This is a genomic window from Aquimarina sp. AD10 (genome assembly GCF_003443715.1).
GTDB lineage: Bacteria > Bacteroidota > Bacteroidia > Flavobacteriales > Flavobacteriaceae > Aquimarina > Aquimarina aggregata.
Genome location: NZ_CP031965.1, coordinates 5,394,456 through 5,413,336 on the forward strand (window position 1 = coordinate 5,394,456; position 18,881 = coordinate 5,413,336).

Consider the following 18,881-nt stretch of genomic DNA (forward strand, 5'->3'; position numbering starts at 1 on the left):
ACAGTTTTTTATGAATTGTAAATTTAACAAGATGCAAAATAGATTATCTTAAAGAACTGCAAAATAAAATGGCTACCTGCATAGGTAGCCATTTTGATATTTATTAAAATTTATTTTTTTATCCGTTCATCGAAATCAAAAATTCATCATTATTGCGTGTTTGCTTGAAGCGTTCGTTAATGAATTCCATAGCTTCTACAGGGTTCATGTCGGCAAGATATTTGCGCATTACCCACATTCTTTGGATAGTTGTTTCATCAAGTAATATGTCATCCCTACGTGTACTAGATGACGTAAGATCAATGGCAGGGAAGATTCTACGATTAGAAATTTTACGATCTAATTGAAGTTCCATGTTACCAGTACCTTTAAATTCTTCAAAAATAACTTCGTCCATTTTTGATCCGGTTTCGGTAAGTGCAGTTGCAATTATCGTAAGAGAACCTCCATTTTCGATATTACGTGCAGCTCCAAAGAAACGTTTAGGTTTGTGTAGCGCATTTGCGTCAACTCCACCACTTAAAATCTTTCCACTTGCGGGTTGTACAGTGTTGTATGCTCTTGCAAGTCTTGTGATAGAGTCAAGTAAGATCACCACGTCATGTCCGCACTCTACAAGTCTTTTGGCTTTTTCAAGCACAATATTGGCAACTTTTACGTGTTCATTTGCTTCTTTATCAAAAGTAGAGGCGATTACCTCTCCTTTAACATTTCGTTGCATATCTGTAACTTCTTCAGGTCTTTCATCTATAAGAAGTATCATTTGGTATACTTCTGGATGATTTGCTGCTATAGCATTAGCAACATCCTTAAGTAACATAGTTTTACCTGTTTTGGGTTGTGATACAATCATACCACGCTGCCCTTTCCCGATTGGGGCAAACAAATCCATTATTCTTGTAGATATTGTACTTTGTCTCTCTGCTAGGTTAAATTTTTCTTGCGGAAATAAAGGCGTTAAATGTTCAAAAGAAACTCTATCTCTAACGACTTGCGGATCAAGTCCATTAATTTTGTTCACCTTTATTAAAGGAAAGTATTTCTCTCCTTCTTTAGGAGGTCTTACTTGTCCTAAAACAGTATCTCCGGTTTTTAAGCCAAAAAGTCTTATTTGAGACTGCGATACATATATATCATCAGGAGAAGAAAGATAGTTGTAGTCACTTGAACGTAAAAAACCATATCCATCTTGCATAGTGTCTAGGACACCTTCACTTTGTATTATAGCATCAAATTCGAAATCAGGTTCTTTATAACGGTTTCTGTTATCCCTGTTTCCGTTTTCCTTTTTGTTGTTGTTATTTCTGTTTTTGTTTTGTTGAGACTTATCGTTATTTCTACTTCTGTTATTGTCTCTTTTGTCCTCTTTATTGTGTTGAGGTTTGTTAGTCTCTTTGTGATCTTCCTTTTTAGACGTTTTTTCGAGACTATTATTTTTGGTAGTGTCTTCGGTTTTAGTCGAAGATGTATCTACTGTCTTGTTTTCTTGTGGCGTCTTTACTTCTGGTTGATTGTTTGTACTCGCGGTACGAGGGCCATCATTTTTTCTGGTTCTTGGTCTCCTTTGACGGGCGTCTGGATTCTTTTTTACCGGAGCGGCTTTTTCTGGGGATTTTTTTTCTGGAGACTTTTTTTCTGGAGATTTCTCCATTGTAGTCGTTTTTAGTTTATCAGGGTTTGCGGCCTGGTGATCTAGTATTTGGTATACAAGGTCAAGTTTTTTTAATGTACGATATTTAGGTACATTAAGGGCTTTTGCAATCTCCTGTAACTCAGGAAGCTTTTTCGCTTTTAATTCAGAAATCTCTAACATTTAAATTTGTTATATAATTTACGTTTTGATATAAATTTTCAAAAGAAGAATTCTAGGAAAATTTTATTTTGAAGGTAAGTAACCTAAAATTGAAGAGGTTACATGTTTTGTGCTGCAAGTATACGACTTTATTTTTATTTTTTGCACATATTTATGAAAAGAAACTCTTATTTTTGCTTTTCTCTAAGAAAAAATTAATGATCCAAAGAGTTCAAACTATTTATCTGTTATTGGCTGCTGTATTATCAGGAGTTCTTTGTTTATATGTGCCATTTGCCATAGGTTCAGATGGGAATCCTTTGTTTGCTATACAGAAGCCTATGGTTATAGGAATGTTTATAGGATCTGCTATTTTATCTTTGATTTCTATATTTTTATTTAAAAAAAGACAGCTTCAATTTGTGTTGGGGCGTATCAATATCTTATTAAACTTTATTTTACTAGGAGTATTTGTTTATTGGTCGCTAACGGTATCTGGAGAAACTATGGTTTCTGAGAAAGGTATTGGGATGTTGATTCCTATTATTTCTATCGTTTTATTAGTGATAGCCAATAAGGCTATTAAAAAGGATGAGGATCTCGTAAAATCTGTAGACCGATTACGATAAACCTAAAATCTTAGTAGTATTAGTGCGTTAAAACCCGAAGTATGCCAACTTCGGGTTTTATTTTTGCCCTAGTTCTATAACCTCAAGATTTTCAATATTACCTGCATTTAAACTGAATCGTAACATGGTTCTTTTTTTGTGAAATCCATGTTTTCCGGCAGCTCCTGGGTTCATATGTAATACGCCATTGCTTTTGTCGGGAATCACTTTCAAGATATGTGAGTGACCGCAAATAAACAGTTTAGGAGGATTAGTCTTAATTTCATCTCGAGTAGTACTATTGTATTTTGGGGGATACCCACCAATATGAGTGATCCATACAGAAACGTCTTCGCATGTAAATCGTTGATGTAAAGGAAAAGTAACTCTGGCCTTTTCGTCATCAATATTTCCAAATACGGCTCTTAGAGGCTTTATAGCTTCAATGGCATCGGTTACTTTTAAGTCACCAATATCGCCTGCATGCCAGACTTCGTCAGCCTCTTTGCAGTAGTGTAATATGCGATCATCAATATAACTATGTGTATCGCTTAATAGAAGAATTTTTTTCACAAATATTTTATAAGAATAATTTATACTGTAATAAGAAAACTGAGGATAGAACGTTATACACATCTGTATTATAAAAAGTATATTTGCGATCTATTTGACTGCAAAAATAAGCTATTGATTTGAGATATTTTTTAGAACTTTCTTATAACGGAACTTTATATCATGGTTGGCAACGTCAACCTAATGCGATTTCAGTTCAAGAAGTTTTAGAAGATGCTTTATCCTTAATTTTAAGAGCCAAAATTGTAATTGTAGGCGCCGGAAGAACAGATACTGGGGTGCATGCAAAACAAATTATGGCTCATTTTGATTTTGCAGGAAAATTGGAATATGATGTTTTGAAGTATAAACTTAATTCGGTCTTGCCTTCGGAGATAGCTATCCGGTGTGTGCGAAGTGTGAAAGAAAATGCACATGCAAGATTTGATGCATTAAGTAGATCCTATGAATATTTTGTTACTTTAGAAAAAGATCCTTTTGAAATTAAAAGATCTTACTATATAAAGAAACCATTGGATCTGGATCTAATGAATGAAGCTGCTAAATTACTGTTAAACTATACGAATTTTAAATGCTTCAGTAAGTCCAAAACCGATGTAAAAACGTATAATTGTACCATTACAAATGCGATTTGGGAGAAAGATAAAGATCAACTTGTTTTCAAAATTTCAGCAAATCGTTTCTTAAGAAATATGGTAAGAGCAATTGTCGGAACCCTTATCGAAATAGGAGAACATAAATTGACTAAAGAAGATTTAATAAGGATTATTAAAAGTGAAGATCGCGGACAGGCAGGCTATTCTGTGCCCGCACACGGTTTATACTTAACAAAGGTAGATTATCCTAAAACAATATATACAAAATAGATGGCGGGAAAGAGTGGAAAAGCTTTTGATTTTAGTTTGTTTAGACGATTGATTACATATACAAATCCTTATCGTCTGACTTTTTACTTTGTTGCGTTTTCGGCAATTTTACTTGCGGCATTATCTATCGTTAATCCTTACCTTCTTAAACAAGTTATAGATAAGACAATAACACCTAAAAACGGTGATTTATTAGTGTATTATATTACATTAATGTTGGTCTTTTTAGTAGTAGATGTTATTTCGCAATTTCTGTTTATTTATTTTGCGAATTGGCTTGGTCAAGAAGTTATTCGGGATATTAGGGTCAAGCTTTTTAAACATATGCTTGGCTTTAAAAAACAGTATTATGATAAATCAGCTGTTGGGCGTTTGGTTACTAGAGCAGTAAGTGATATCGAAACTATTGCTAGTATTTTTAGTCAGGGATTATTTATGATTATAAGTGATCTTCTTAAAATGCTTGCGATACTTGGGTATATGGCATATCAAAGTTGGGAGCTTACCTTATTGGTTTTTGCTGTTTTACCGCTTATCGTGTATGCAACAAGAGTATTTCAGAAAAAAATGAAAGCTGCTTTCGAGGAAGTAAGAACTCAGGTTTCAAATTTGAACTCTTTTGTGCAGGAGCGTATTACAGGAATGAAAATAGTACAGCTTTTTACAAGAGAAGAAACGGAGTATGCTAATTTTAAAAAGATTAATGAAAAACATAAAAAAGGTTGGATAAAAACAGTTTGGTATAATTCTATATTTTTTCCTATTGCAGAGATGGCTAGCTCTATTGTTATAGGGCTTATAGTTTGGTATGGAGGATTAAAGGCGGCACAAGTAGACGGGATGACATTAGGTCTTGTTATAGAGTTCATACAATTATCTCAAATTTTATTTAGACCGTTACGCCAAATTGCCGACAAGTTTAATACATTACAAATGGGAATGGTTGCTGCAAATAGAGTCTTTGCTGTACTAGATACTCAATCGGTAATTGAAGATAATGGAGAAGAAGAATTAATACATGTTAAAGGAGATATTTCTTTTGATAACGTTCGATTTAGCTATATCCCAGGAGAGGAGGTTTTAAAAGGAATCTCTTTAGAAGTCAAGTCAGGAGATACTGTCGCTATTGTGGGAGCAACAGGGGCAGGAAAATCTACAATTATAAATTTACTAAGTAGGTTTTATGAAATCGACAGCGGTGTTATTGCTATAGATCATACCGATATTAAAACAATAAAACTAAAAAGTTTAAGAGATCATATTGCAGTAGTGTTACAAGATGTATTTTTATTTGCGGATACAATTCTTAACAATATAACACTTAATAATCCTAATATTTCTCAAGATAAAGTAGAGCAGGCTGCTCGAGAAATAGGGATACATGATTTTATAACAAGTCTTCCAGGAGGATATAATTATAATGTGAAAGAAAGAGGAGTAATGTTATCTTCTGGACAAAGACAATTAATATCTTTCTTAAGAGCCTATGTTTCTAATCCTGAAATTTTGGTCCTTGATGAGGCTACATCTTCAATAGATTCACATAGTGAGCAATTGATCCAAGATGCTACAGATAAGATAACAAAAGATAGAACTTCCATCGTAATTGCGCATAGGTTGGCTACTATTAAAAATGCAGATAAAATAATTGTTATGGATCAGGGAACGATCGTAGAGCAAGGAAGTCATAATGAACTTCTTGAGATTACCGATGGATATTATCGAAACCTATATGAAGTGCAATTTGCATCAGCCACTACTACAGAGTAAGTTTTTTTTCTTTTGTTACAAAGAAGAAATTATTTTGTTGGCATTTCGAATGTGCCATTGATAAGCATTACCAAAAAGCTAATTATTCCTATAAGTATATATAGAAACCCGCCTAGAATTAAAAACAATATTGTTTTTATAATAATTTTTTTGAGATTGATCTGATAAAGTCGTTTTAAAACGTATGCGATATATGTTATGTAAACTACAAATTGTACTATGGTAATCGTAATAATACTATCAGATAAAAAAGTTATTGGTAATAAAAGAATAGTCATTAAACCTACAATGTGAGAATAGGAATATAAATAGATTACAAAATGTTCTGTGAGGTTATATTTTTTATAATTAACAAAAACTAATCTTGAGATTAAAGCAAGTATAGGTATTAGTAGTAGACTTATTATTGATTGATACTGAAAACTAGTATCCATAGCTGCTTGTTGTATTTCTAACTGCTCTTTAGAAAGTGTATCAATAGTATTCATTAATTCTTCCAAGCGCTTTTCTGTAAGAAAAGAATATATCCCTGTTATGGTTATAGAAAGTGCAAAATAACTAAAAGGATTTATATATCTTTTTCTAAGTCCGTGTATATATCCATCAATTACTTCATCAGGTTTTGAAAATAAGTGAATAAATGTTTTAAAAAAAGAGTTATCTACATTTAGAAAACGATTTACAAAATCAGAAACTAGATTTTTAAAAGTAATTCGTTTAGTAATTTTTTTTGCACCACAATCTGGGCAAAAATTATAGGTTGTTATTTGTTGTCCGCAATTTTTGCAATCGGTAACGGTTATTAAGTCACTCATTAAGTTAAATCCCTTTTTATTTTTTCTATTATTTCTTCTTGCGTTTTATAGATAACAAATTCTCCGTTTTTTATATAAGAGAGTTTACCTGTTTCTTCACTTACAACAAGAGCTAAAGCATCTGTCTTTTCTGTAATGCCAACGGCTGCTCTATGTCGTAGACCAAATCGCAGAGGCATGCTATCACTATTAGATACAGGTAAAATAACCCGGGTTGCAACAATATGATTATCTTCAATAATCATTGCTCCATCATGCAGTGGGCTATTTTTGTAAAAAACACTTTCAAGAATAGGTGTGTTTACTTGTATGTTCATTTCATCACCAGATGTTTTTACAAAATCTAAAGAAGTATTTCTCTTGATAACGATAAGAGCTCCTGTATTAGTTTTCCCCATGCTATTACATGCTTCTATAATTGCTTTGATATTTGTAAGGCTATCTTCTGGGGTGTCTCTAATAAATTTTAATTGGCGTAAAAATTTACGTCTTCTTCCAAAATTAGTAGACCCGATCATTAAAAGAAACTTTCTGATTTCTTGTTGAAAAACAACAATAAGAGCAAACATACCAACGCCAATAAACTCACCAAGTACACTGCTTAACATTTCCATAGCAAGAAACTGAGTCAGTTTCCAAACCAAATAGATAATTACTATACCAATGAATATGTTAATTGCTGCTGTACCTTTTACCAACTTGTATATGTAGTATAGTAGAAAAGCTACTAATACAATATCTAGTACATCAAGTATTCTAAGATTGATTAAATCCAAATGTCAGGTGTTTTTGTAAAAATAGAAAAATTAGTGAAAACCTAGATTTGAAAACTTTAAAAAGCTGTATTGTCTAATAAAGAATTCTTGTTATGCTTGTTAATTATATGAGTTGCTTTCTTTTAATGTGTTTAATAACGAGATGCATTCTACTGCTTCTTTAACATCATGAACTCTTATGATAGAAGCTCCATTTAGTATAGCTACAGTGTTTAAAACTGAGGTGCCATTTAAAGCCATATGTGCTTTAATATTTAAAGTTTTGTAAATCATTGATTTTCGAGAAACTCCTACTAAAATTGGTAATTCTTGAACTTTTAGAAGTTTAAGATTTTGTAAAAGGTTAAAGTTCTGAGTACTGTTTTTTGCGAAACCAAATCCAGGATCAATAATGATATCATTAATTCCATTTTTTCTAGCTTCGAATACTTTTTTGGCAAAATATAAATTCATTTCACCAATCAAATCATCGTATTGGTCTAAATCTTTCATAGTCTGTGGTGACCCTTTCATATGCATCATGATATATGGAACCTTCAATTCACCCACCACAGAAATCATATCAGGATCTAGACTTCCGCCAGAAATATCATTTATAATTGCGGCTCCCAAACTAATGCAACTTTTGGCAATTTCACTTCTGAAGGTGTCAATAGAAAGGAGGATTTCAGGAAAACGGTTAACTAATAATTCAACAATCGGCAAAATCCTGTTTTTTTCTTCTTCGATAGAAACGTGATCAGCACCTGGTCTAGATGAATAGGCTCCAATATCTATAAAGGTAGCCCCTGCAGTAAGCATTTTTTCTGTTTGGTTTAAAATTTGAGTTTCATTTTTATAAAGACCACCATCATAAAATGAATCAGGAGTAATATTAAGAATCCCCATTACTTTGGGGGTTGATAAATCTATTAAAGAACCATTGCAGTTAATTGTCATCTTAGAGATTTTGTATTTTTCAGGAAATTTGAACGTTTAATTGGTTTTATTCCCATATTAAAGCGAAATTTACGCAAAATTGAACAGTTATATGCAAGATACGTCTACACAATATGACACGATAATTACAGTGTGTCGTGATCTATTTATAAAAAAGATGAAGGACTACGGAAGTGCTTGGAGAATACTAAGACTACCTTCATTGACAGATCAGATATTTATTAAAGCACAAAGAATAAGAAGCTTACAAGAAAATGATGTTCGTAAAGTAGACGAAGATGAAACTTCCGAATTTATAGGTATTATAAACTATAGTATTATGGCTTTGATACAAATAGAAAAAGGAATTGCGGACCAACCAGATCTATCATCAGAAGAAGCCTCACGATTATACGATAAACATATTGCGATCACTAAAGAGTTAATGATGAATAAAAATCATGATTATGGTGAGGCATGGAGAGACTTAAGAGTAAGTTCTTTAACAGATTTAATTCTTCAAAAACTACTTAGGGTAAAACAAATAGAGGATAACAAAGGAAAAACGCTTGTTAGCGAAGGAATCGATGCAAATTATCAAGATATGATTAACTATGCAGTATTTGCTATGATTCATTTAGAGGCATAAACTTAGAATTTTAAAATACTGTTAAACCAAAGGTAATAAGATTTAAACTGTCACTATCTTGTAGGCACTTAAAGTAAACATCATCATTTAATACTATGAAAATACTAGTCACGTTTTCCAGAATATTTGTAGCGGCTTTGTTTCTGTTTTCTGGATTTATAAAACTAAATGACCCTGTAGGGTTTTCTTATAAACTTCAAGAATATTTTGGGGAAGGAGTTCTTAACTTAGAATTTCTTATACCATTTGCGTTACTTATAGCGATCTTTTTAGTGATTTTTGAAATAATATTAGGTATAACATTGATTTTAGGGTATTTGCCCAAATTTACAGTATGGTCATTATTGTTAATGATTGTATTTTTTACTTTTTTGACCTTTTATTCAGCTTATTTCAATAAAGTTACAGACTGCGGTTGTTTTGGAGATGCGTTACCGTTAACACCTTGGGAGTCTTTCTCTAAAGATATTATTCTTTTGGTATTAATTATTGTTTTATTTATCGGAAGAAAATATATAACTCCTATTAATCCACTTTCAGCTCATAAATGGATAGTGTTTGGAGTTTTTACAGCTTGTTTGGCTTTTGCTTATCACGTATTGATGCATATGCCTGCATTAGATTTTAGAGCCTATAAAATAGGCACAAATATAGAAGAAGGGATGAAAGTGCCTGCAGATGCTCCTAAGGCTGAATTTGATTATCATTGGAAATTTAAAGTAAATGGTGCTGAGAAAATAGTGACAACAAAAGGAGACTATCCAAAAGTAGATGGAACTTTTATTAGTGTCGATACCGAAACAATTAAAGAGGGATATGAGCCACCAATTCATGATTTTGCTATAGAAAAAGGAGGTGTGGATTATACAACCGAGTTTTTGAGAAAAGAAAACTTAATTGTCATAGTAACCTATAATTTATCCAAAAGCGAAGCAGAAGGATTACATGAAATCAAAGAAGCAACAGATAAAGCTATAGCAAAAGGGTATGAAGTAATAGCACTAACAGCTTCAACACCTAAAGCAATGTCAGAAGTAAAAACAAAATACAATCTTAATTTCGATTTTTATACTACAGATGAGACCGCTCTTAAGACAATTCTTAGGTCTAACCCTGGGATAGTGCAACTTAAAAAAGGTGTAATTGTAGAAAAGCTGCATTGGAATGATGCAGACGATCTTTCTTTATAAAAATTAAAGAATGCTCAATTATCTAATTCATAAAATAGGATATGCATTACTTACTCTGTTAGGAGTGGTGACAGTGATCTTTTTTCTTTTTACAATTTTGCCTGGGGATCCTGCACAAATGATGTTAGGGCAAAACGAAAGCAAAGAACAATTAAATAATGTGAGAAAAAAGTATGGTTTTGATAAATCTTTAATATCACAATATTCTTATTATGTTAATGATCTTTCTCCAGTTTCTTTTCATAGTTTAGATAAAGATGATTTTTCTTACCTGGATACTAAAAAATATACGGCAAGTACATTGTTTACTAACGGTAATACTGCTGTGGTTCTTAAATTCCCGTATTTAAGAGATTCTTTTCAAAAAAGCGGAAAAAAAGTGAGTGATGTGATTAAAGAGACATTGCCAAACACGGCAGTCTTAGCTGTTTCAGCTATTCTTATTGCTATTTTTATTGGAGTGTTATTGGGAATTATTAGTGCTTTAAATAAGGATAGCTGGATGGATAGACTTATTCAGTTATTAAGCACTTTAGGAATGAGTGTTCCTTCGTTTTTTAGTTCCATTATTTTTGCTTGGTTGTTTGGATATGTCTTGCATAAGTTTACTAATCTTAATATGAATGGTAGTCTTTATGAGGTAGATGATTTTGGCGAAGGAAGTTACATTCAATTAAAAAACTTAATTCTTCCGGCAATTGTTCTTGGTATTCGACCACTAGCAGTGGTAACACAACTAATGCGTAATTCGTTATTAGAAGTTCTAAGTCAAGATTATATACGTACTGCAAAAGCAAAAGGACTTTCAATGTTTCAAATTATAAGAAAACATGCATTAAAAAACTCTTTAAACCCTGTAGTAACTGCCATATCAGGATGGTTTGCATCAATGCTGGCAGGTGCCGTATTTGTGGAATATATTTTTGGATGGAACGGTTTAGGAAAAGAAATTGTTGATGCATTAAATACTTTAGATCTTCCTGTGATTATGGGTTCTGTATTAGTTATAGCTACTATGTTTATACTTATCAATATATTTGTCGATATTATATATGGATGGCTTGATCCCAGAATAAGGACATAACGCCTAGACATTCATATATACTATATAACCATACTGTTAACCACAACATAAATTTTAAATTAATGAGAAAAAAAATTGTAGCCGGAAATTGGAAAATGAACAAAAATCTGGCAGAAACCGAAACATTGCTTTCAAACTTAAAAACCAAAGTGGGTAATGTGTCAGGAGTAGAAGTTATTGTAACTCCTACGTTTACAAATCTATATAAAGCAGTAGAAGAGTTAAAGTCAGTAGATATCACAGTTGCCGCACAAAACATGCATCAGTCTGAAAATGGAGCATTTACAGGTGAGATTTCTGCCGATATGTTAAAAAGCGTAGGGGTGCAAACTGTTATTTTGGGGCATAGTGAGCGTCGAGCATATTTTGGAGAAACAGATGATTTATTGGCGAAGAAAGTCGATGCTGCTTTAAAAAACAATATGACAATTATCTTTTGTTTCGGAGAAGAATTGAAAGATCGTAAAAATGAAACACACTTTTCACTTGTAGAAAGTCAATTAAAAAACGGATTGTTTCACATAGCTGAAGACAATTGGAAAAACGTCATTCTAGCTTATGAACCAGTTTGGGCAATAGGTACAGGAGAGACGGCTTCACCAGAACAAGCACAGGAAATGCATGCATTTATTAGAACTACTATTAGTAAAGCATATTCTCAAGAAATTGCCGATGAAGTTTCTATTTTATACGGGGGTAGTGTTAAACCAAATAATGCCGAAGAGATATTTGCAAAGCCCGATGTTGATGGAGGATTAATCGGTGGTGCAGCTTTAGATGCAGATAGTTTCGCGGCAATAGCAAATGCACTATAAGCACATATAAGAATAAATCAATTAGGTAGTAAAAGAGCATCTCAGGTAACAATTGAGATGCTCTTTATAGCTATAAAGAGTATTTTTGAATTAAAACAAATTAACTATGTCAGTCCCAATATATCTTGGATATTATTTTAAAATCAAGCCTCTGCAGCCCGCTTCTGAGATTCTAATAGCAGAATTAGGAAATGCTGGGTTTGAAAGTTTTGTTGAAACAGAAGATGGTGTAAATGCATTTATTCAGAAAGGCGAATGGAACGATAATATACTTAATGATATTCATATTCTTAGTTCTGGTGAATTTGAAATCGAGTATACCTCAGAAGTTATAGAACAGGTTAATTGGAATAAAGAGTGGGAAAAGAATTTTAACCCTATTATAGTTGAAGATGTTTGTAGTGTAAGAGCTCCATTTCATGAAAAACCTAATACGGATTATGATATTATTATAGAACCTAAAATGTCATTTGGTACTGGACATCATGAAACCACACATATGATGATTCAACACCTTTTGAAAACTGATTTGAAAAATAAAAAAGTTTTAGATATGGGCTGCGGAACCGGAGTATTGGCGATTTTAGCAGAAATGAGAGGGGCAAACGAAATTGATGCAATAGATATTGATAATTGGTGTTATCTAAATACTATAGAAAATGTAGAACGTAACCACTGTGATCATATAACGGCCTATGAAGGAGATGTATCCTTATTATCAGGCAAAAGTTATGATATAATCATAGCGAATATTAATCGTAATATATTATTGAACGATATTAAGCATTATGCAAGTGCTTTAAGATCAGACGGGAAATTGTTTCTAAGCGGGTTTTATAAGGAAGATCTAGATATGATTTCTGAAGAATGTGTAAAATATAAGTTAAATTTTACTAAGCATATCAGTAGAAATAATTGGATAGCAGCGTCTTATACGTTAAAATAATATGCGAATTGATAAAGTAGTTGACTAAGTTATTATATTTGTACAAAATAATTCTCTCATGAGTACTCAGGAAAAAGTAGAAGAACAAGTTTTAGAAAAGACGGTTGATCACGATAATAGCGAAATTGTGTTATACAATGATGATGTTAATACTTTTGATCATGTAATAGAAACTCTAATTTGTACCTGTGAACATAGTCCAGTACAGGCTGAACAGTGCGCTTTATTAGTTCACTATAAAGGAAAATGTACAGTAAAAACAGGAGCGTATAACGAATTAGTTCCTAGATGTTCTAAATTACTACAAGCAGGTCTTAGTGCAGAAATAGTATAACAACATTAAAATAATCAAATAAAAAAAGCCCATTTTAATAGGCTTTTTTTATTTGATTATTAGTAGGTTATGGGTTTTTTTAGAAGATTCGTATATTATAAAAATCATTCAGTTTTTAACAATTCGATTAAATTAAGTTTTTTTTAACATTTGCAATTTAAAATTTATAATTTGTAGGAAAAAGATTTCTTTTTATATTTTTTTTAGCTTTTTTCATGGACTATGATTATTATCATTTTTCTACTGTTTTAACAGTTTTTTAATAGATTAATGGCCAGTGCTTAACTTGCATTTAATCGATTTTTTGGTTTTTCGGGAATTAATGTTTCCTAGTTTTTTTTAAAGTAATCTTACGGTTTTACCATATTTCCAGAGAATAGTTCAAAAAATTAACTCAGAATTAAAAAAAAATATCATATATTCAGCTCGCAAAATATAAAAAAGTTCAAAGTTTTTTAAAAAATTGCATAATAGAAGGGAGCTAACTACTCTTTTTTATATAACTACACAAACTCAACTTATTAGAAATGAAGAAAATCAAAGTATTAGCGCTATGCGCTATCGTGGCTGGAGTCGTAACTTCTTGCCAAAAAGACGAAGTTTCAAACGAAACTGCACCGGTTGTAAATCAACAATTATCTAAAGCACAAATCAACGCATTATTAGCTGGGGGAATTAACCCTAACAATGCTTTCATTACAAGCCAAACTACATTAGATGGCGTTACTAAAGAAGGTATCATGGCTGATGATGTATTTGTGGCTATGAGTCAATTAAATGAGATTGCTTTGTCAACAAATAAAGACGGTACTAAGCAATTTAGAACAAACAATCTTGTTACAGGTGCAAACAGAACTATCGATATCTTAGGATATACTGGTTCAGGTAATGCGTTAACAGGTACAATGCAGACAGGATTGCGTTGGGCTGTTGATAATTATAATAGATTAGGTCTAAGACTTAATTTCAGACTAACTTTTGGAACTAATTTCCAAGCTGCTGATATGGTTGTTTATAATAATAACCGAGGAGGTGGTGGTGGATCTGCTGGATTCCCTAGCGGTGGTAGAGCAAACAAATTTATCCAGATCAATGCTGGTACTAGTTCTTTTGGTAACAACGTAAATGAGCACGTTATAGGTCATGAGATAGGACACTCTATAGGGTTCCGTCACCAAGACTGGAGATCTCGTCAAAGTTGTGGTCAAAACTCTAACGAAGGTACTGCTGGAGTTGGAGCAATTTTAATTAATGGTACTCCAAGTTCTGATAGAGCTGATTCTATTATGTTAGCTTGTTTTGGAAGTAACGAAGATGGAGAATTTACAAATACTGATATAACAGCATTGAGAGCACTATATCAGTAATATATAAAATTATAAAAACTTTGAACTTTTATAGACCATCCCAAGTATACTTGGGATGGTTTTTTTTATCGAGCTAATTTAAGTTCGTTTTGGACTAAGGCATTTTCTAGATGTGCCTGTATTTGAGTTATACTATTAAAAAATTTCTTACCATCTTTCCGTTTTAAAGAGATTTTAGTACTACCCTCCTGGTCTTTAGTAACTGATGTTGTAACTACATAAGTTCCTCTAATCCTTTTATAATTTGGAATTCCTCCTTTTTTGATGATAAAGTTGTTTTTAGGAAAAAAAACAGATTGATAATTAGAACTAGATGGAGCGCCAATAATGAATATATCTCCTACTTTAACAGAGTTTTGTGAGGTCGTATTGTCTTGTTGCCCATAAACAGTACATGTTATGAATAAAGCAATTATTATAATGTTTTTCATTGTTTTACAGGGTGTTATGGATTAATTTATAAATACAAAATTATAGATAGTACAACGAATTTGTAAAAGAAATTGGTTAAATAAAAGTTAATCTATTGAAACATAATAGTAATACTTTTAATTTTGCGTGAGATAATTTTAAGTTAGTTTAGTAATTAGCGCTTTTAAAATTGTAATTAATATATGCATACAAGTAATTAAGGGATGTATATAAGATAATGATAAATAGTAATAAAGACAAACGATGAAATATTTACTTCAAGATTTAAAGGTTAGAATTAATGATAAGATTTATATCAAGGATCCAGAATCATCATTGTTAGGTAAGAGAATAATAGAGCATAGTATCCTAATGATTCAGGAAATAGGTTTTGAAGGTTTTACTTTTAAAAAGCTAGGAGAAAAAATAGGGTCTAACGAAAGTTCTATTTACAGATATTTCGAAAACAAACACAAGCTACTTTTATATTTAACATGTTGGTATTGGGGATGGTTAGAATATCAATTGGTTTTTTCAACCAATAGTATTTCTAATTCTGAAGAAAAATTGAAAAAAGCTATAGATATTGTTACCAGATCCGTTAAAGAAGATTCCTCCTTCTCGCATATTAATGAAGTTTTACTAAATAAAATTGTTATTAATGAATACTCAAAGTCGTACCTAACAAAAGAAGTTGATGAGGAAAATAAAGAGGGGTATTTTTCTATATACAAGCGCTTAGCTAACCGAATTAAGGATATAATCATAGAATATGATAGTGAATACCGTTATCCAGCTAGTCTGTCAAGTACTATAATTGAAGGAGCCTTGCATCAACACTTTCTTAAGGAGCACTTCCCTTCGTTAACCGATTGTGATCAACAGATTACACCTTCAGCTTACTTCATCGATTTAGTGTTTAATTCATTAAAAAAATAAAAAATGCCCAAAAAGAATTTGACCGCTTGGCAGAGGCTAATTGGTCTTCTGCAGCTGGATAGAAAGGATATTTTGCAAACATTCTATTATGCAATTTTTGCAGGTTTAGTTAACCTTTCACTTCCATTAGGGATTCAAGCAATAATAAATTTAGTACAAGGAGCCCAAATTAGTACTTCTTGGGTGGTTTTGGTAATCCTGGTAACCCTGGGGGTTGTGTTTGCAGGTGTTTTACAGCTTATGCAAATTAGAATCATCGAAAATGTACAGCAAAAGATTTTTACAAGAGCTTCTTTTGAGTTTTCTTATCGATTTCCTAAAATTAAGATGAGTGAGTTGCGTGATTATTATCCGCCAGAACTCGCAAATCGTTTTTTCGATACATTAACAACTCAAAAAGGTTTAGCTAAAATATTAGTAGATTTTCCTGCTGCATTATTACAAATTTTATTTGGGTTAATGCTACTGTCTTTTTACCATCCGTTTTTTATCATCTACGGTATATTGTTATTGCTTCTTGTTTACATCGTATTTAAATACACGGCAAAAAGAGGGCTCGAAACAAGTCTGAAAGAATCAAAAAGTAAATATAAAGTAGCACATTGGATACAAGAAATTGCAAGGTCCATAGTAAGTTTTAAATTATCGGGTAAAACAAATCTTGCCTTACAAAAAAATGATGTTTTAGTAACCGAATATTTGTCTGCAAGAGAAAGTCATTTCAAGGTGTTAGTACTACAGTTTATCCAAATGATAGGTTTTAAGGTCTTAGTGACTGCAGGACTCTTACTAATTGGAGGAATATTAGTACTTAATCAAGAAATGAACATAGGGCAGTTTGTCGCTGCCGAAATCATCATTGTATTAGTTATAGGCTCGGTTGAGAAACTAATTACAGGTTTAGAATCATTTTACGATGTCCTAACATCTTTAGAAAAACTTGGACAGGTTGTTGATAAAGATCTTGAACCACAAGAAGGAGAAAAACCTTTTAAAGAAAATCATGGATTTACTGTAGAGTTAGATCATGTTTCTTACGCTACTCCAGAAGGGAGAAAGAAAATTTTAGATGATGTTTCATTAAAAATTTCAGAAAAATGTACAATTTTGGTTCAAGGATCTAATGGTTCCGGAAAATCAACATTACTACGTCTTATAGCAGGCCTAATAGAACCAAATAGCGGTAGTATTTATATCAATAACGTAGAACTTAGTGGTATCAACCTGAATTATTACCGTTCTCACTTAGGTCAATCCTTAACAGAAGAGTCTCCTTTTGAGGGGACAATTTTAGAAAACATCACTTTTGGTGATAGTCATATTCCTATTGAAGATGTATACTGGGCTATAGAAAAAGTTGGATTAACTCAGTTTGTAAAAGAACAGACAAAAGGATTAAATACAATTCTTCATCCTGAGGGAAAACAAATGTCTTATACAGTTTCTAAAAAAATAGTTTTGGCAAGAAGTATTGTTAGAAAACCTAAACTTTTGATATTAAAAGATCCTTTGGATCAGTTTGAAGAAGTTGAGGTAACTCGTATCATGAATTTTCTTACAGAATCTTCTAACCCATGGGCACTTGTTGTAGTAAGTCAGAACAACAAATGGATAGGTAAATGTGGACGAGTAATAAATATTGAAAAAGGAAAAATTGTTAGTGAAAAATAGGTTGCTATGCTAAACATCACACATAATACATTAAATAAAAAAGTAGATTTATCGCAGTATAACGCGGTACAAAAAGTCTCTCATAAAAAGCATTACAAGTATTTTAATCGCTTTTTAAAGGTGTTTGCAATATCAGCAGTAATTGCTTTGTTTTTACCTTGGACTCAGAATATTTCTGGTAATGGTTACCTGACCACTTTAAAACCTGATCAAAGACCTCAAACGATTCAGTCACCAATACCGGGTAAAATAGAAAAATGGTACGTAAAAGAAGGTGACTTTGTATCAAAAGGAGATACGATCTTGTTTGTATCAGAGATTAAGAATGAGTATTTTGATCCTAATCTAGTGGCACGTACAGGACAACAGATCAAAGCAAAATCTATGTCGGTAACTTCATACGAAGGAAAAGTAAAAGCACTAGAAAATCAGGCAGCAGCCCTTGTTAATGAAAGAAGTCTAAAACTACAACAAGCCAAAAATAAACTTTTACAATCCAAGCTTAAGGTACAGAGTGATAGTATTAATTTTGAGGCTGCGAAGACTAATATTACAATAGCAGAACGCCAATATAATCGTGTTGTTCAACTTGAAAAAGAGGGATTAAAAGCACTTACAGATGTAGAAGAGAAACGGTTAAAGTTGCAAGAAACACAGGCCAAATTGATCTCTCAAGAAAATAAGTTGCTTGCCAGTAAAAACGAAATAATTAACGCTCAAGTAGAGATAAATCGTATACAAGCAGAGTATACAGATAAAATATCTAAATCCCAAAGTGATCGTTTTACAGCACAGTCAAATCAATTTGATGCAGAAGCGCAAGTAACCAAACTAGAGAATCAATATACGAATTATGAAATGCGTAATGATTTGTATTATATCAAAGCTCCGCAAAGTGGTTATATTAATAAAGCATTGAGGTCTGGAGTTGGTGAGACATTTAAAGAAGGAGATAAATTAGTAAGTATTATGCCTTCAGTTTACGATCTGGCAGTAGAAACGTACGTAAAACCATTAGATTTACCATTAGTTCATATTGGAGAAAAAATACGAATTCAATTTGATGGTTGGCCGGCAATCATATTTAGTGGTTGGCCTAATGTATCTTATGGAACATACGGAGGTAAGGTAGTGGCTATAGAAACTTTTATAAGTGACAATGGAAAGTATAGAATACTAATAGCTCCAGATCCAGATGATCATGAGTGGCCAAAAATCCAGATTGGTTCCGGAGCAAATACAATGGCCTTGCTTGAAGACGTACCTATTTGGTTTGAACTTTGGCGAAAACTTAATGGTTTCCCTCCTAATTATTATCAGCCTAATGGAAAAAAAGAGAAATCCGAAAAAAAATAAC

The 18,881-nt window shown here is 32.3% G+C and carries 19 protein-coding genes; 13 read left to right on the forward strand and 6 right to left on the reverse strand.

The features are described from left to right. Positions 1–118 precede the first annotated feature (118 nt). On the reverse strand, positions 119–1,813 hold the full coding sequence (gene rho / locus D1816_RS22405; protein ID WP_118505782.1) for a transcription termination factor Rho: 1,695 nt from the start codon (positions 1,811–1,813) through the stop codon (positions 119–121). 197 nt (positions 1,814–2,010) lie between these two features. On the opposite strand from rho, the gene D1816_RS22410 reads away from it, so the two are divergent. Next, on the forward strand, positions 2,011–2,421 hold the full coding sequence (locus D1816_RS22410; protein ID WP_066314408.1) for a DUF4293 domain-containing protein: 411 nt from the start codon (positions 2,011–2,013) through the stop codon (positions 2,419–2,421). 57 nt (positions 2,422–2,478) lie between these two features. On the opposite strand, the gene D1816_RS22415 is transcribed toward D1816_RS22410, so the two are convergent. Next, positions 2,479–2,973: a metallophosphoesterase gene (locus D1816_RS22415; protein ID WP_066314406.1), complete on the reverse strand. Its 495-nt coding sequence runs from the start codon at positions 2,971–2,973 to the stop codon at positions 2,479–2,481. Between the two features lie 119 nt (positions 2,974–3,092). On the opposite strand from D1816_RS22415, the gene truA reads away from it, so the two are divergent. Next, a complete protein-coding gene (gene truA / locus D1816_RS22420; RefSeq protein ID WP_066314405.1) occupies positions 3,093–3,839 on the forward strand; it encodes a tRNA pseudouridine(38-40) synthase TruA in 747 nt (248 codons plus the stop codon). Then, a complete protein-coding gene (locus D1816_RS22425) occupies positions 3,840–5,609 on the forward strand; it encodes an ABC transporter ATP-binding protein (RefSeq protein ID WP_066314403.1) in 1,770 nt (589 codons plus the stop codon). A gap of 29 nt (positions 5,610–5,638) precedes the next feature. On the opposite strand, the gene D1816_RS22430 is transcribed toward D1816_RS22425, so the two are convergent. The 3 genes from D1816_RS22430 to folP all read right to left on the reverse strand — a co-directional run bounded on the left by D1816_RS22430 (position 5,639) and on the right by folP (position 8,139). Further along, positions 5,639–6,424, reverse strand: a complete 786-nt coding sequence (locus D1816_RS22430; RefSeq protein WP_066314402.1) for a DUF3667 domain-containing protein — start codon at positions 6,422–6,424, stop codon at positions 5,639–5,641. Further along, positions 6,424–7,200 carry a diadenylate cyclase CdaA gene (gene cdaA / locus D1816_RS22435; RefSeq protein WP_066314400.1) on the reverse strand — a complete coding sequence of 259 codons (777 nt, stop codon included), beginning with the start codon at positions 7,198–7,200 and terminating at the stop codon, positions 6,424–6,426. The genes D1816_RS22430 and cdaA overlap by 1 nt, the downstream gene beginning before the upstream one ends. Before the next feature lie 99 nt (positions 7,201–7,299). Beyond that, positions 7,300–8,139, reverse strand: coding sequence for a dihydropteroate synthase (gene folP / locus D1816_RS22440; protein ID WP_118505783.1), 840 nt, complete (start codon positions 8,137–8,139; stop codon positions 7,300–7,302). A 91-nt stretch (positions 8,140–8,230) separates the two neighbouring features. On the opposite strand from folP, the gene D1816_RS22445 reads away from it, so the two are divergent. From D1816_RS22445 to D1816_RS22475, 7 genes are all read left to right on the forward strand, one after another. Continuing rightward, complete coding sequence (locus D1816_RS22445) at positions 8,231–8,767, forward strand: DUF1599 domain-containing protein (protein WP_118505784.1); 537 nt, start codon at positions 8,231–8,233, stop codon at positions 8,765–8,767. 95 nt (positions 8,768–8,862) lie between these two features. After that, positions 8,863–9,957: a BT_3928 family protein gene (locus D1816_RS22450; RefSeq protein ID WP_118505785.1), complete on the forward strand. Its 1,095-nt coding sequence runs from the start codon at positions 8,863–8,865 to the stop codon at positions 9,955–9,957. A gap of 10 nt (positions 9,958–9,967) precedes the next feature. Beyond that, positions 9,968–11,041, forward strand: coding sequence for an ABC transporter permease (locus D1816_RS22455; RefSeq protein ID WP_118505786.1), 1,074 nt, complete (start codon positions 9,968–9,970; stop codon positions 11,039–11,041). Positions 11,042–11,103: 62 nt separating this feature from the next. Continuing rightward, positions 11,104–11,856, forward strand: a complete 753-nt coding sequence (gene tpiA, locus D1816_RS22460) for a triose-phosphate isomerase (RefSeq protein WP_118505787.1) — start codon at positions 11,104–11,106, stop codon at positions 11,854–11,856. Positions 11,857–11,962: 106 nt separating this feature from the next. Further along, entirely contained in the window at positions 11,963–12,802 is an 840-nt protein-coding gene (gene prmA, locus D1816_RS22465) for a 50S ribosomal protein L11 methyltransferase (RefSeq protein WP_118505788.1), read from the forward strand. Positions 12,803–12,860: 58 nt separating this feature from the next. Continuing rightward, positions 12,861–13,136 carry an ATP-dependent Clp protease adaptor ClpS gene (locus tag D1816_RS22470; RefSeq protein WP_066314389.1) on the forward strand — a complete coding sequence of 92 codons (276 nt, stop codon included), beginning with the start codon at positions 12,861–12,863 and terminating at the stop codon, positions 13,134–13,136. Positions 13,137–13,663: 527 nt separating this feature from the next. Continuing rightward, positions 13,664–14,503, forward strand: coding sequence for a M57 family metalloprotease (locus D1816_RS22475; RefSeq protein ID WP_066314388.1), 840 nt, complete (start codon positions 13,664–13,666; stop codon positions 14,501–14,503). Between the two features lie 65 nt (positions 14,504–14,568). Here D1816_RS22475 and D1816_RS22480 read toward each other — a convergent pair whose 3' ends face one another. Continuing rightward, on the reverse strand, positions 14,569–14,934 hold the full coding sequence (locus tag D1816_RS22480) for a hypothetical protein (protein WP_066314387.1): 366 nt from the start codon (positions 14,932–14,934) through the stop codon (positions 14,569–14,571). 244 nt (positions 14,935–15,178) lie between these two features. On the opposite strand from D1816_RS22480, the gene D1816_RS22485 reads away from it, so the two are divergent. Genes D1816_RS22485 through D1816_RS22495 form a run of 3 tightly spaced genes read left to right on the forward strand, consistent with a single transcriptional unit; the run spans position 15,179 to position 18,880 of the window. Continuing rightward, the gene (locus D1816_RS22485; RefSeq protein WP_118505789.1) at positions 15,179–15,853 is read left to right on the forward strand and encodes a TetR/AcrR family transcriptional regulator; all 675 of its coding nucleotides are present in this window, start codon (positions 15,179–15,181) and stop codon (positions 15,851–15,853) included. A gap of 3 nt (positions 15,854–15,856) precedes the next feature. After that, positions 15,857–17,524 carry a peptidase domain-containing ABC transporter gene (locus D1816_RS22490; RefSeq protein ID WP_118505790.1) on the forward strand — a complete coding sequence of 556 codons (1,668 nt, stop codon included), beginning with the start codon at positions 15,857–15,859 and terminating at the stop codon, positions 17,522–17,524. Positions 17,525–17,530: 6 nt separating this feature from the next. Then, positions 17,531–18,880, forward strand: a complete 1,350-nt coding sequence (locus tag D1816_RS22495; RefSeq protein WP_118505791.1) for an HlyD family secretion protein — start codon at positions 17,531–17,533, stop codon at positions 18,878–18,880. Position 18,881: the final 1 nt, after the last annotated feature.

Excerpts from the sequence above, each read along its gene's own strand:
- D1816_RS22490 (WP_118505790.1), top strand. The coding sequence starts at position 15,857 with ATGCCCAAAAAGAATTTGACCGCTTGGCAGAGGCTAATTGGTCTTCTG.
- D1816_RS22470 (WP_066314389.1), top strand. The coding sequence starts at position 12,861 with ATGAGTACTCAGGAAAAAGTAGAAGAACAAGTTTTAGAAAAGACGGTT.
- D1816_RS22485 (WP_118505789.1), top strand. The coding sequence starts at position 15,179 with ATGAAATATTTACTTCAAGATTTAAAGGTTAGAATTAATGATAAGATT.
- folP (WP_118505783.1), bottom strand. The coding sequence starts at position 8,139 with ATGACAATTAACTGCAATGGTTCTTTAATAGATTTATCAACCCCCAAA.
- D1816_RS22455 (WP_118505786.1), top strand. The coding sequence starts at position 9,968 with ATGCTCAATTATCTAATTCATAAAATAGGATATGCATTACTTACTCTG.
- D1816_RS22430 (WP_066314402.1), bottom strand. The coding sequence starts at position 6,424 with ATGAGTGACTTAATAACCGTTACCGATTGCAAAAATTGCGGACAACAA.
- D1816_RS22475 (WP_066314388.1), top strand. The coding sequence starts at position 13,664 with ATGAAGAAAATCAAAGTATTAGCGCTATGCGCTATCGTGGCTGGAGTC.
- tpiA (WP_118505787.1), top strand. The coding sequence starts at position 11,104 with ATGAGAAAAAAAATTGTAGCCGGAAATTGGAAAATGAACAAAAATCTG.
- D1816_RS22445 (WP_118505784.1), top strand. The coding sequence starts at position 8,231 with ATGCAAGATACGTCTACACAATATGACACGATAATTACAGTGTGTCGT.
- D1816_RS22495 (WP_118505791.1), top strand. The coding sequence starts at position 17,531 with ATGCTAAACATCACACATAATACATTAAATAAAAAAGTAGATTTATCG.
- D1816_RS22425 (WP_066314403.1), top strand. The coding sequence starts at position 3,840 with ATGGCGGGAAAGAGTGGAAAAGCTTTTGATTTTAGTTTGTTTAGACGA.
- D1816_RS22410 (WP_066314408.1), top strand. The coding sequence starts at position 2,011 with ATGATCCAAAGAGTTCAAACTATTTATCTGTTATTGGCTGCTGTATTA.
- D1816_RS22450 (WP_118505785.1), top strand. The coding sequence starts at position 8,863 with ATGAAAATACTAGTCACGTTTTCCAGAATATTTGTAGCGGCTTTGTTT.
- D1816_RS22480 (WP_066314387.1), bottom strand. The coding sequence starts at position 14,934 with ATGAAAAACATTATAATAATTGCTTTATTCATAACATGTACTGTTTAT.
- prmA (WP_118505788.1), top strand. The coding sequence starts at position 11,963 with ATGTCAGTCCCAATATATCTTGGATATTATTTTAAAATCAAGCCTCTG.
- rho (WP_118505782.1), bottom strand. The coding sequence starts at position 1,813 with ATGTTAGAGATTTCTGAATTAAAAGCGAAAAAGCTTCCTGAGTTACAG.